This window comes from Inquilinus sp. (assembly GCF_039594555.1).
Lineage (GTDB): Bacteria > Pseudomonadota > Alphaproteobacteria > DSM-16000 > Inquilinaceae > Inquilinus.
Window position 1 is genome coordinate 1 of sequence record NZ_JBCNNF010000235.1, and the last position, 10,980, is coordinate 10,980.

The window sequence follows — 10,980 nt, forward strand, 5'->3', positions numbered from 1 at the left end:
CCCTCGGCGGGCTGCTCGCCGCCTCCGGCCCGGCCGATGCGGCGCTGGCCGCGCTGTCGGGCCTCGACCTGCCGGCGGTGACCCGACCGGTCCTGGACCGCCTGGCCGAGGTGGTGCGCCTGATCCGCGCCTCGGCGCCGGAGCTGATGGTGACGGTCGACTTCGTCGAGCATCGCGGCTTCGAGTACCACACCGGTGTCGCCTTCACCCTGTTCGCCCGCGGCGCCCGCGGCGAGGTCGGCCGCGGCGGCCGCTACCGCGCCAATGGTGCTGAGGGCGAGGAAGCGACCGGCTTCACCCTGTTCATGGACACGGTGCTGCGCGCGGCCACGCCGCCCCCGCCGCCCCGCCGGGTGTTCCTGCCGCGCGGCACCGCGCGGGACGAGGGCGCCGGGCTGCGGGCCCAGGGCTATGTCACCATCGCCGGGCTCGATTCCGGCGCCGATCCTCTCGTCGAGGCGCGCCGCCTCGGCTGCGGCTGGGTTCTGCGGGACGGCCGGCTCGACGAGATCTGAGAGCACTGAAGTACGAGGTATTCCGATGGCGAATGTGGCCGTGGTCGGCGCCCAGTGGGGCGACGAGGGCAAGGGCAAGATCGTCGACTGGCTGTCCAGCCGGGCCGACGTGGTGGTGCGGTTCCAGGGCGGCCACAATGCCGGCCACACGCTGGTCATCGGCAACAAGGTGCTGAAGCTCTCGCTGCTCCCCTCGGGCATCGTGCGGCCGGGCAAGCTCGGCATCATCGGCAACGGCGTGGTGGTCGACCCCTGGGCACTGCTGGCCGAGATCGAGCGGATCCGCGCCCAGGATGTCGAGGTCGGGCCGGAGAACCTGCTGCTGGCCGAGAACGCGGCGCTGATCCTGCCGGTGCACGGCGCGCTGGACCGGGCCCGCGAGGCGTCGCGCGGCGAGGCCAAGATCGGCACCACCGGCCGCGGCATCGGCCCGGCCTATGAGGACAAGACCGGCCGCCGCGCCATCCGCGTCTGCGACCTGGCCGATGAGGCGGCGCTGCCGGGCAAGATCGAGAACCTGCTGGCGCATCACAACGCGCTCCTGCGCGCGCTGGGCGCCGACGAGGTCGACCCGGCCGAGCTGCTGGCGCAGCTGCGCGAGATCGCGCCGAAGATCCTGCCCTATGTCGGCGTGGTGTGGGAGCGGCTGGATGCGCTGAAACGAGAGGGCAAGCGCATCCTGTTCGAAGGCGCCCAGGGCGCGATGCTGGACATCGACCACGGCACCTATCCCTTCGTCACCTCGTCCAACACCGTCGCCGGCCAGGCCGCCGCGGGCTCCGGCATCGGGCCGAAGGGCATCGGCTACGTGCTGGGGATCACCAAGGCGTACACCACCCGCGTCGGCTCCGGCCCGTTCCCGACCGAGCAGGAGAACGAGATCGGCCGCCGGCTGGGCGAGCGCGGGCACGAGTTCGGCACGGTCACCGGCCGGCCGCGGCGCTGCGGCTGGTTCGACGCGGTGATGGTGCGGCAGGCGGTGAAGACCGGCGGCATCGACGGCATCGCCCTGACCAAGCTGGACGTGCTGGACGGCTTCAAGACGCTGAAGATCTGCACCGGCTACGAGCTGGACGGCCAGGTGCTGCAGCATTTCCCGGCCGGCCAGTCGGCCCAGGCCAACGCCAAGGCGGTGTACGAGGAGTGGGACGGCTGGGAGGAGAGCACCAAGGGCGCCCGCTCTTGGGCCGACCTGCCGGCGACCGCGATCAAGTATATCCGCCGGATCGAGGAGCTGATCGAGGCGCCGGTGGCTCTGCTCTCGACCAGCCCGGAGCGCGACGACACCATCCTGGTGCGGGATCCGTTCGCCGACTGAGGCGAGCGGCGCCGTCTCCGCCGTCATTGCGAGCGCAGCGAAGCAATCCATTCAGCAGCACGAGCGGATCGATGGATTGCTTCGTCGGCTTCCCCTCCTCGCAATGACGGTTTTGGGAGGGCGAGGATGGGTCGACCGGCCGCGCTCTAAGATGCCGGCCCCACCCGCAGGATCTCGCCGTCGCTCTCATCGGTGAGCAGGTACAGCGCCCCGTCCGGGCCCTGCACCACCTGGCGGATGCGCAAGGCCAGATCCTCCAGCAGGTCCTCCGACCCGGTGATGCGGTCGCCGTCGCGCTCCAGCCGCACCAGCTTGGGGATGGCCAGGCCGCCAACGAAGACGTTGCCGCGCCAGCCCGGCATGGCGTCGGCGGTGTAGAAGGCCATGCCGGAGACGCCGATCGACGGCGTCCACTGATGGATCGGCCCGGTCATGCCCGGCGCCTCGCGCTGGCCTTCGCCGACCGGGCTGCCGTCGTAGTTCACGCCATGCGACACCACCGGCCAGCCGTAGTTCTTCCCGGCCTCGGGGATGTTGATTTCGTCGCCGCCGCGCGGCCCATGCTCGTTGATCCACAGCACCCCGGTGTCCGGGTTCAGCGCCGCGCCCTGGACGTTGCGGTGGCCGTATGACCAGATCTCCGGCCGCGCTGCCTTGTCGGCGGTGAAGGGGTTGTCCTCCGGCGCCGAGCCGTCCGGCCAGATCCGGATCACCTTGCCGAGATGCGAATCGAGCTGCTGCGCCTGGCCGCGGAACTGGGCCTTGGAGCGTTCGCCGAGGGTGACGAACAGGTGGCCCTGCCGGTCGAACACCAGGCGCGAGCCGAAATGCATGGTGCTGTCGAGCTTCGGCTGCTGCGAGAAGATCACCTCCACCCCGGTCAGCCGCGTACCGTCCTCGCTGAGCCGGCCGCGGGCCACGGCGGTGGAGTTGCCGCCGTCGCCGGCCTCGGAATAGCTGAGATAGATCAGGCGGCTCTGCACGAAGGTCGGGTCGACCGCGACGTCCAGCAGCCCGCCCTGGCCGCCGGCATCCACCTCCGGCACGCCGTCCAGCGGCTCGGAGACCTTGCCGTCGCCGATCAGGCGCAGGTTGCCGTCGCGCTCGGTCACCAGCATCCGGCCGTCCGGCAGGAAGGCCAGGCCCCAGGGGTGGCTCAGCCCCTCGGCCACGGTCTGGACCCGGATCCGGGCCTTCTGGGTGTCGTAGGTGGCGTCGACCGCCCCGGCCTCCGGCATGGGGGCCAGCAGCGCGGCGGCGGTGAGGGCTGGGGCGGCGAAGGCAGGCATGCGCATGGGCAGGTCTCCTCGTCTCGGACAGATCAGGTTGAGATGGGGGCCTGGGCCTCGCAGGCAAGGCTTCGCGGCCGGGTCGTTCGCGGACATGATGACGCGGGAGGGCAGGCGGATGACGGACGGGATCGGCGAGGCGGTGCGGCGGGCGGTCTCCGCCACGCGCGGGCATTTCCACTACGAATCGGGCCATCACGGCGATCTGTGGCTGGACCTCGATTCGCTGTTCCTCGATGCCGCCCGGATGCGCGGCTGGGCCGCGGCGCTGGCCGGGCGCGCGGCCGGGCTGGGAGTGGAGATCGTCTGCGGCCCGCTGACCGGCGGCGCCTTCCTGGCGCAGTCGATCGCGGCCGAGCTCGGCATCGGCTTCGTCCACGCCGAACGCGCGGTCCGCGACGGCACGGTGCAGTACCGGATCCCGTCGGCACTTGCCGCCGGGCTGGCCGGGCGGCGGGTGCTGGTGGCCGACGACGCGATCAATGCCGGCTCGGCGCTGGGCCTGACCCTGGCGGAGCTGTCTCGCCACGGCGCGGTGCCGGCCGGCATCGCCTGCCTGCTGACCCTCGGCGAGGCGGCGGGCCGGATCGCCGCTGGGCAGGGCGTGCCGCTACTGGCCCTGGCGGCGCTCCAGCGCGGGATGTGGCTGCCGCAGGACTGCCCGCTTTGCGCCGCGGGCATGCCGCTGCAGGATCGGGCCGGCTGAACGAAAGGAAAAGCGATGGCGCATCAGCATATCGGCGCGGTTTCGGTGGTGGTCCGCGACTATGACGAGGCCAAGGCCTGGTACACCGGCGTACTCGGCTTCGACCTGGTCGAGGACACGTCGATGGGCGGCGGCAAGCGCTGGCTGCTGGTGGCGCCGCCGGGCGGAGGCGGCCCGAACCTGCTGCTGGCCCGCGCCGTGACGCCGGAGCAGGAGAGCCGGATCGGCGACCAGACCGGCGGCCGCGTCTTCCTGTTCCTGCACACCGACGATTTCCGGCGCGACCATGCGGCAATGACCGCGCGCGGTGTGGTGTTCCGCGAGACCCCGCGCGAGGAGGCCTACGGCACCGTCGCGGTGTTCGAGGACCTGTATGGGAATCTCTGGGATCTCCTCCAGCTGAAGCCGCGGTAGCCGCATCTTCACGAAATCGCCCGGATTCCGCGGCAGGATCGGCGGTGGTGGGGCGAGAGGATCGGGGGCTTTGATGCGGGGCTGGCAGCGTCTGGCGGTGGTGGTCCTGGCGATCGCGGCCGTGGGCGGCGGCATTTATGTCTGGGGGGAGGGGGCGCTGCGGCCCTGCGGCCTGCTCGACCGCATTGCCCATGCCAGCGCCTGCCGACGCCTGGCCGTGTTCGACGACCAGGATCTCACCCGCGTAATCGCGGCGCCGGATGGGGCGCTGCTGGCGGTCTCGCGCCAGCCCGGGGAGGACCCCAAGCGGCCGCAGGAACTGCTGCGGATCGACCCGCAGACCGGCCTAGTCCGCTCGCGCGTCGCGCTGGCCCAGCTGCCGCCGGGCGCCGGCTGGATGGGCGCGGCGGTCTCGCCTTCCGGCCGCTGGCTCGCCGGGCTGTTCCTGGACGGGCCGCTGCAGGTGGTCGACACCGGCAGCGGGGCCGCCCGCGCCACCCTGCGCCGCGGCGCCGCCCGGCTGGCCTTCGTCACGGAGGATGCCCTGGCGCTCGACCCCGGCGTCACCTTCTGGGGCGTCCCGGACACCGCCCCGGTGGTGTCGGTCGACGACAATGGCGACCTGCCGGCGCGGCCGGTGGCCGAGGTGGCGGGCCTGGTCGCGCGCGGCATCTCCGTGGCGCAGTCGCCCGACGGGTCGGTCCTGGCCGAGCATGTCGAGACCCGCGGCGACAGCGGCGTGATCGCCATCCGGCTGGCCGATGCCGCCGATCGCGGCCGCTCCAACCTGTTGCTGACCGGGGCGCTGGATGTGCCGACCTTCGTGCCCGGCCTGCAGCAGCTGCTGCCGGAGCTGGTGTTCAGCCCCGACGGCAAGCGCCTGGCCGCCAGCTTCGGCATGTCCGACCGCTGGGGGCACGACACCACCGCGCTGTTCGTGTGGGAGGTGGAGGAGGGGCGGCTGCTGCAACGCGTCGCCAGTCGCGAGACCTTCCGCAACCTAGTCTGGAGCGCTGATTCCCGCAGCGTAACCGCCACCCGCTACACGCCGGACAGCTGGACCGAGCCGGTGAAGACCGGCGTCACCGAACTGATCCGCATCGACGTGGATGGTTGAGGGCAGAAGCGAGTCGATACCTTGCCGTCATTGCGAGGAGGCGGAGCCGACGAAGCAATCCAGGGGCCGGTGCGCACCGGCCCCTGGATTGCTTCGCTGCGCTCGCAATGACGGTGCTGGAATTCGAAAAGGCTTTGGAGGCTGGAAGGCAATCGATCGGCACAAACGAAAACGGCCGGAGCGGGGGCTCCGGCCGTTCTCTCAATCCGGACCGCGGGTCAGTGGGCCAGCTTGGCCTCGACCGCGGCGTTGCGGATCGCTTTCTGCAGCTTCTCGAAGGCGCGCACCTCGATCTGGCGCACACGCTCGCGGCTGATGCCGTATTCCTGGCTCAGATCCTCCAGCGTGGTCGGCTCGTCGCGCAGCCGGCGCTCGGTCAGGATGCGGCGCTCGCGGTCGTTCAGGCCGGACATCGCATCCTTCAGCAGCTTCTGGCGCTTGCCGAGCTCCTGCCGGTCGGCGAGCATCACCTCCTGGCTGTCGCGCTCGTCGACCAGCCAGTCCTGCCACTCGCCCTCGCCGTCGACGCGCAGCGGCGCGTTCAGCGAATGGTCCGGCGCGGCCAGCCGGCGGTTCATCGAGATCACGTCCTGCTCCGGCACCGACAGCTCGGTGGCGATCTTGGTCACCGTCTCCGGCTTCAGGTCGCCGTCCTCGATCGCCTGCAACTGGCCCTTCAGCTTGCGCAGGTTGAAGAACAGCTTCTTCTGCGCCGCCGTGGTACCCATCTTCACCAGCGACCAGCTGTGCAGGATGTATTCCTGGATGGCGGCGCGGATCCACCACATGGCATAGGTGGCCAGGCGGAAGCCGCGGTCCGGGTCGAACCGCTTCACCGCCTGCATCATGCCGACATTGCCTTCGGAGATCAGCTCCGAGATCGGCAGGCCGTAGCCGCGGTAGCCCATGGCGATCTTCGCGACCAGCCGCAGATGGCTCGTCACCAGCCGATGCGCCGATTCGGTGTCGCCATGCTCCCGCCACGCCTTGGCGAGCATGAACTCCTCCTGCGGTTCCAGCATCGGGAACTGGCGGATTTCCTGCAGGTACCGGCTCAGGTTGGATTCAGCGCCCAGGACGGGCAGGGTCGACGCATTTGCCATGATATCTTGCTCCCTCTCCGGCGCCCTTTCCCCTGGCGGGGCGGGCGCCCTCCGGATTCATCATCCGGACCGATGCATAATACCCGACTTCAGTACTCGGGTATACGGTCTTCCCCCGCGAGGGAGACGAGCAAATCTCGCATGTCTCCCGGAAGGGGCCTCGTGAATTCGAGTTCACGTTGATCCGCCGGATGGCGGAAGCGCAGCTTTGCCGCATGCAGCGCCTGCCGCGGGAAGCTGCGTGCCGTCTCATTCGCAATAGCCGAGCGCGGACGTCGGCCATAGACCGGGTCGCCGATCAGCGGGTGCCCGATCGAGGTCATGTGGACCCGGATCTGGTGGGTCCGCCCGGTGTCCAGCTTGCAGGTGACCAGGCTGGCCTCGGCGCCGGCCGGGCGCAGCACCCGGTAGTGGGTCCGCGCCGGCTTGCCTCCAGCCTTAACGATGGCCATGCGCTGGCGGTTCCGCGGGTCTCGGCCGATCGCGCCCTCGATCGTCCCGGACGAGGGGCTCGGCCGGCCCCAGACCAGGGCCAGATAGGTGCGCGACAGGGTGCGGTCCGCGAACTGGGCCGACAGCGCCTTGTGGGCGGCGTCGGTCTTGGCAACCACCATCAGCCCGCTGGTCTCCTTGTCCAGCCGATGGACGATGCCCGGGCGGGCGACGCCACCAATGCCGGACAGCTGCGCGCCGCAATGGGCGAGCAGGGCGTTGACCAGGGTGCCATCGGGATTGCCAGCCGCGGGGTGGACCACCAGTCCGGCCGGCTTGTCAATGACGATGAGATGGGGATCCTCGTACACGATATCAAGCCCGATCGCCTGGGGTTCCGGCTCCGCCGGCACCGGCGGCGGCACGCGAATCTCGAAGCGCTGGCCGGGTTTGACCTTGGTCGAGGCGTCTTCTACTGTCCGCTCGCCCTCCCGCACGCAGCCCGCGGCGATCAGCGCCTGCAGCCGCGACCTCGACAGGTCCGGCACCGCGTCGGCCAGGGCGCGGTCCAGCCGCTGGCCGGCGGCATCCGGACCGATGGTGACGGGAATGGTCCCGTCCGGGAATAGGGGTGAGGCGGGTGCGTCTGGAAGCTGGGTCATTGCGGGCGGTGAAGATAACCGTTTGGGCGATGCTTGTGGTCATCATCGTGCTCACCGCCGTCGTGCTCGGGGAATTGGGCCGTCGGCTCTTCACCTCGGGCTCCTCCGCCCAAGCGCCCGCCGTCTCCGCTCCCGCCACGACGCCGGCGACCGCCGCCGCGCCGTCCGCGCTGCCCGCCGGCAGCCGCATCCTCAGCATCACCACCGCGGGCGATCGCGCAGTGATCCTGATCACACTGCCCGGCGGCGGGCAGGAGGTGCGCAGCATCGACCCGCGCACCGGCGCCGCCGCGACCCTTCTGACCACCACTCCGTAACCGCCCCCAATCCGTCCGAGGATTTCGGCATGACCGACGTGATCAACCTGGCCAGCGACAACGTCGCCGGCGCCGCGCCCGAGATCCTGGCGGCCATCGCCAGCGCCGCCGGGGGGCGCCAGCCCTCCTATGGCGGGGACGAGGTCACCGCCCGGCTGCAGGACCGGCTGTCCGAGGTGTTCGAGCGCCGCGTCGCCGCCTTCCCGGTGCCGACCGGCACGGCGGCCAACGCCCTGGCCCTGGCCACCTTCACCCCGCCCTGGGGCGCGGTGCTGTGCCACCGCGAGGCGCATGTCGCGGTCGACGAATGCGGCGCGCCGGAATTCTACACCCATGGCGCCAAGCTGCTGCTGGCCGAGGGCGCCCACGGCAAGCTGACGCCGGAGACGCTGACCGCCGCCGTGCCGGAGTGGCGGGGCGACGTCCATCGCAGCCAGCCGGCGATGCTCAGCCTGTCGCAGGCCACCGAATCCGGCACCGTCTACAGCCCGGCCGAGATCGGCGCGCTGGCCGAGGTGGCGCGGAGTCACGGCCTCGCCGTCCACATGGACGGCTCGCGCTTCGCCAACGCGCTGGCAGGGCAGATGGGGGCGAGGCAGGGCTGCTCGCCGGCGGAGCTGACCTGGAAGGCGGGGGTCGACGTGCTGTCCTTCGGCGGCACCAAGAACGGCTGCGTGATGGCCGAGGCGGTGATCTTCTTCGACCCTGACAAGGCGGCAGACTTCGCCTTCCGCCGCAAGCGTGCCGGCCACCTCCTGTCGAAGATGCGATTCGTCTCGGCCCAACTCGAGGCTTATCTGGCCGACGGGCTGTGGCTGCGCCTGGCGCGCAACGCCAACGACCGGGCGCGGCAGCTGGCCGAAGGGCTGCAGGCGCTGCCGGGGGTGGAGTTGCTGCATCCGGTCGAGGCCAACGAGGTGTTCGTTCGCCTGCCCGCGGTGCTGGCCGAGGGGCTGAAGCGCGAGGGCGTGGTGGCGGCGCATTGGGAGGGCGAGATCTGGCGCTTCGTCGGCGCCTTCGACACCGACGCCGCCACGATCGACACGGTGCTGCAGCGGGCGCGGCGCTGCGTTGCGGCGGCCGTCTGATCAGGCTGTCAAAAAACCGACGGAAATGTCTTGCGTCGGCGCGCGGGCTCCCCTATATCCGGGCCCGCGCCTCAGTCCCCTTCGTCTAGAGGCCTAGGACACCGCCCTTTCACGGCGGTAACAGGGGTTCGAATCCCCTAGGGGACGCCAAGCCTTTTCAATGGCTTAGGCTCATATGTGACACGGCGCTGTTCTCCAGTACGGCAGAAATCCGGCACAGGCGCTTCAAGACATCTTGGGCGGTTGTGCATTTGTGAGTCTTCTACTGGCCAGAGAGCAGGGCAGGGAGCGGGTCGCACCTCTTCCGTGGTCGATCCGGCCCATAGCGCCTTGATTTACCGCCGGGATCTGTCGGGTGCGCCGAAGGTCGGCAGGGCGCTCGGCCAGCAGCTCGAGAAAGGCAGTCCGCCGCGCCGCGTCCATTCGCTGAACGGCTATCCTGGTCACGGGGCCGGGGACTGCAGCTCACGGATGATCTGCGCGGCATCCCTTGCAGGCTGAGCACCGAAGAAGCGCGCCTGTCCGCCGGAGGCGCGCTGGTTGGTCAAGGCGCTACAGCTGGAACTGCAGCCGGCGCGACAGCACGATGCCGGCCGCCCCGCGCAGCGTGGCGCGGCCGCGCTGGTCGGTCAGCAGCACGCGGGGCTCGCTGCCGGGGCGCGGCGGCACCAGCAGGCCGACATGCGCCTCGATCGCCGCCCGCAGCCGTTCCCCGGCCTCGACCACATCGCCGTGCAGCACGAAGTGGTTCGGCGCCAGGGTCTGCTGCAGGTTGGCGATGCCGATCGCGATGTTGCGGGCATAGAGGTCCAGCAGCCGCGCAGCGGTGTCGGAGCCGGCCTCGGCTTGGCCGGCCAGCAGGGCCGGGGTCATCGCGTCGGCTGAGGGCAGGCCGGCGGCCTGGGCCTGGCGCCGCAGCCAGCCGGTGGTCGCCACCGTCTCCCAACAGCCGCGGCGGCCGCAGGCGCAGACCTCGCCGTCGAGCTGCACGAAGGTGTGGCCCAGCTCGCCGCCCGCGCCGGCCGGGCCGCTCTGCAGATGCCCGTCCAGCTGTAGCGCGCCGCCGATCACGTCCGACAGGTACAGCACCGCGAAGGTGCGCAGGCTGCGGCCGATGCCGAACCAGCGGTCGGCCAGCAGCAGCGCCCGCGGATGGTGGTCGAGATAGACCGGCAGGTCCGTCTGCTCCTCCAGCACCGCGCCGAGGCCGAGGCCGGACAGCACCGGCGCCAGGTTGACCTTGACAATGACGCCGCGCTCCGTGTCGATCATGCCGGTGGCGCCGACGCCGATGCCCAGCGGCGGCTGCCGGGCGGCCGACAGGGTGCGCGACAGGCTGGCGGCGATCGCCGCCAGCGCGGCGCGGGGATCGCTCTCCGTCGGGAATTCCTCGCGTTCGACGGCCGTGATCTCGCCGGTCCAGGACACCAGCGCGGTTCGCACCGAGCCGTGCCGCAGGTCGATCGCCCCGATCTGCGGTGCATCCTGCGAGAACTGCAGCGGCCGGGCCGGCTTGCCGCCGGCGCCGCCAGAGGAGGCGGGCTCGCCCTCCACCAGGATGCCGTCATCGATCAGCGGCTGGACGATGCCGGTGATGGTGGCCCGGTTGACGCCGATATGGCGGGCCAGGTCGGCGCGGCTGGTCGGCCCCAGGTCGAACAGCGACTGCAGCAGCCGGCTGCGGTTGAGGTCGCCCATCCGGGCCGGCGACAGCAGGGATGGTGGGCGCGGCTTCATCGCCTCCGTGGCGGCGCCGAGCAGAGTCGGCGCGGCGTCATCCTCGGCGCCGCTTTCCCTCACCCGGCCTGAGATCTTTCCAGTCGACATGATCTGCACTTCCTGGGGGCGGGCAGGGCCCGGCCCCGTGACATTGTATCGGCGGCGGCACGGGGCGTGGAACGCTCCCGGCACCATCCTCCGGATTCACGCTCTGTGGCACGTCTTCCGCGTTGACGGCAAGTTTGTTTGGAGTTAGAACAAACATACTAATGAAGCGAGCCCGTCCCGGCGGACGTCATG

At 70.9% G+C, this 10,980-nt stretch carries 11 protein-coding genes and 1 tRNA gene; 8 read left to right on the forward strand and 4 right to left on the reverse strand.

What is annotated here, in order from left to right:
* Positions 1 to 515: ATP phosphoribosyltransferase regulatory subunit (locus tag ABDW35_RS22715; RefSeq protein ID WP_343716161.1), on the forward strand; the 515-nt coding region annotated here is incomplete at its 5' end.
* 25 nt (positions 516 to 540) lie between these two features.
* On the forward strand, positions 541 to 1,833 hold the full coding sequence (locus ABDW35_RS22720; protein ID WP_343716162.1) for an adenylosuccinate synthase: 1,293 nt from the start codon (positions 541 to 543) through the stop codon (positions 1,831 to 1,833).
* A 146-nt stretch (positions 1,834 to 1,979) separates the two neighbouring features.
* Here ABDW35_RS22720 and ABDW35_RS22725 read toward each other — a convergent pair whose 3' ends face one another.
* A complete protein-coding gene (locus ABDW35_RS22725; RefSeq protein ID WP_343716163.1) occupies positions 1,980 to 3,128 on the reverse strand; it encodes a PQQ-dependent sugar dehydrogenase in 1,149 nt (382 codons plus the stop codon).
* 112 nt (positions 3,129 to 3,240) lie between these two features.
* On the opposite strand from ABDW35_RS22725, the gene ABDW35_RS22730 reads away from it, so the two are divergent.
* The 3 genes from ABDW35_RS22730 (at position 3,241) to ABDW35_RS22740 (ending at position 5,359) form a co-directional block, all read left to right on the forward strand.
* Positions 3,241 to 3,828 (forward strand): phosphoribosyltransferase family protein, encoded by a 588-nt coding sequence (locus ABDW35_RS22730; protein ID WP_343716164.1) that lies wholly within the window; start codon positions 3,241 to 3,243, stop codon positions 3,826 to 3,828.
* Positions 3,829 to 3,843: 15 nt separating this feature from the next.
* Positions 3,844 to 4,242: a VOC family protein gene (locus tag ABDW35_RS22735; RefSeq protein WP_343716165.1), complete on the forward strand. Its 399-nt coding sequence runs from the start codon at positions 3,844 to 3,846 to the stop codon at positions 4,240 to 4,242.
* A 73-nt stretch (positions 4,243 to 4,315) separates the two neighbouring features.
* Positions 4,316 to 5,359 (forward strand): hypothetical protein, encoded by a 1,044-nt coding sequence (locus ABDW35_RS22740; RefSeq protein ID WP_343716166.1) that lies wholly within the window; start codon positions 4,316 to 4,318, stop codon positions 5,357 to 5,359.
* Between the two features lie 218 nt (positions 5,360 to 5,577).
* Here the strand turns inward: ABDW35_RS22740 and rpoH are convergent, their stop codons facing one another.
* Both rpoH and ABDW35_RS22750 read right to left on the reverse strand, forming a co-directional pair.
* Complete coding sequence (rpoH, locus tag ABDW35_RS22745; protein ID WP_034841002.1) at positions 5,578 to 6,462, reverse strand: RNA polymerase sigma factor RpoH; 885 nt, start codon at positions 6,460 to 6,462, stop codon at positions 5,578 to 5,580.
* A gap of 89 nt (positions 6,463 to 6,551) precedes the next feature.
* A complete protein-coding gene (locus tag ABDW35_RS22750) occupies positions 6,552 to 7,556 on the reverse strand; it encodes an RluA family pseudouridine synthase (protein WP_343716167.1) in 1,005 nt (334 codons plus the stop codon).
* Positions 7,557 to 7,585: 29 nt separating this feature from the next.
* On the opposite strand from ABDW35_RS22750, the gene ABDW35_RS22755 reads away from it, so the two are divergent.
* From ABDW35_RS22755 to ABDW35_RS22765, 3 genes are all read left to right on the forward strand, one after another.
* Positions 7,586 to 7,873: a hypothetical protein gene (locus tag ABDW35_RS22755; RefSeq protein WP_343716168.1), complete on the forward strand. Its 288-nt coding sequence runs from the start codon at positions 7,586 to 7,588 to the stop codon at positions 7,871 to 7,873.
* 29 nt (positions 7,874 to 7,902) lie between these two features.
* Complete coding sequence (locus ABDW35_RS22760) at positions 7,903 to 8,961, forward strand: low specificity L-threonine aldolase (protein WP_343716169.1); 1,059 nt, start codon at positions 7,903 to 7,905, stop codon at positions 8,959 to 8,961.
* Between the two features lie 74 nt (positions 8,962 to 9,035).
* Positions 9,036 to 9,111 (forward strand) — tRNA-Glu (locus tag ABDW35_RS22765).
* 402 nt (positions 9,112 to 9,513) lie between these two features.
* On the opposite strand, the gene ABDW35_RS22770 is transcribed toward ABDW35_RS22765, so the two are convergent.
* Entirely contained in the window at positions 9,514 to 10,788 is a 1,275-nt protein-coding gene (locus ABDW35_RS22770) for an ROK family transcriptional regulator (protein WP_343716170.1), read from the reverse strand.
* Positions 10,789 to 10,980: the final 192 nt, after the last annotated feature.

What these genes read in the sequence shown, in the direction of transcription:
- ABDW35_RS22720 (WP_343716162.1), top strand. Translation starts at nt 541, where the DNA reads ATGGCGAATGTGGCCGTGGTCGGCGCCCAGTGGGGCGACGAGGGCAAG.
- ABDW35_RS22725 (WP_343716163.1), bottom strand. Translation starts at nt 3,128, where the DNA reads ATGCGCATGCCTGCCTTCGCCGCCCCAGCCCTCACCGCCGCCGCGCTG.
- ABDW35_RS22730 (WP_343716164.1), top strand. Translation starts at nt 3,241, where the DNA reads ATGACGGACGGGATCGGCGAGGCGGTGCGGCGGGCGGTCTCCGCCACG.
- ABDW35_RS22735 (WP_343716165.1), top strand. Translation starts at nt 3,844, where the DNA reads ATGGCGCATCAGCATATCGGCGCGGTTTCGGTGGTGGTCCGCGACTAT.
- ABDW35_RS22740 (WP_343716166.1), top strand. Translation starts at nt 4,316, where the DNA reads ATGCGGGGCTGGCAGCGTCTGGCGGTGGTGGTCCTGGCGATCGCGGCC.
- rpoH (WP_034841002.1), bottom strand. Translation starts at nt 6,462, where the DNA reads ATGGCAAATGCGTCGACCCTGCCCGTCCTGGGCGCTGAATCCAACCTG.
- ABDW35_RS22750 (WP_343716167.1), bottom strand. Translation starts at nt 7,556, where the DNA reads ATGACCCAGCTTCCAGACGCACCCGCCTCACCCCTATTCCCGGACGGG.
- ABDW35_RS22755 (WP_343716168.1), top strand. Translation starts at nt 7,586, where the DNA reads ATGCTTGTGGTCATCATCGTGCTCACCGCCGTCGTGCTCGGGGAATTG.
- ABDW35_RS22760 (WP_343716169.1), top strand. Translation starts at nt 7,903, where the DNA reads ATGACCGACGTGATCAACCTGGCCAGCGACAACGTCGCCGGCGCCGCG.
- ABDW35_RS22770 (WP_343716170.1), bottom strand. Translation starts at nt 10,788, where the DNA reads ATGTCGACTGGAAAGATCTCAGGCCGGGTGAGGGAAAGCGGCGCCGAG.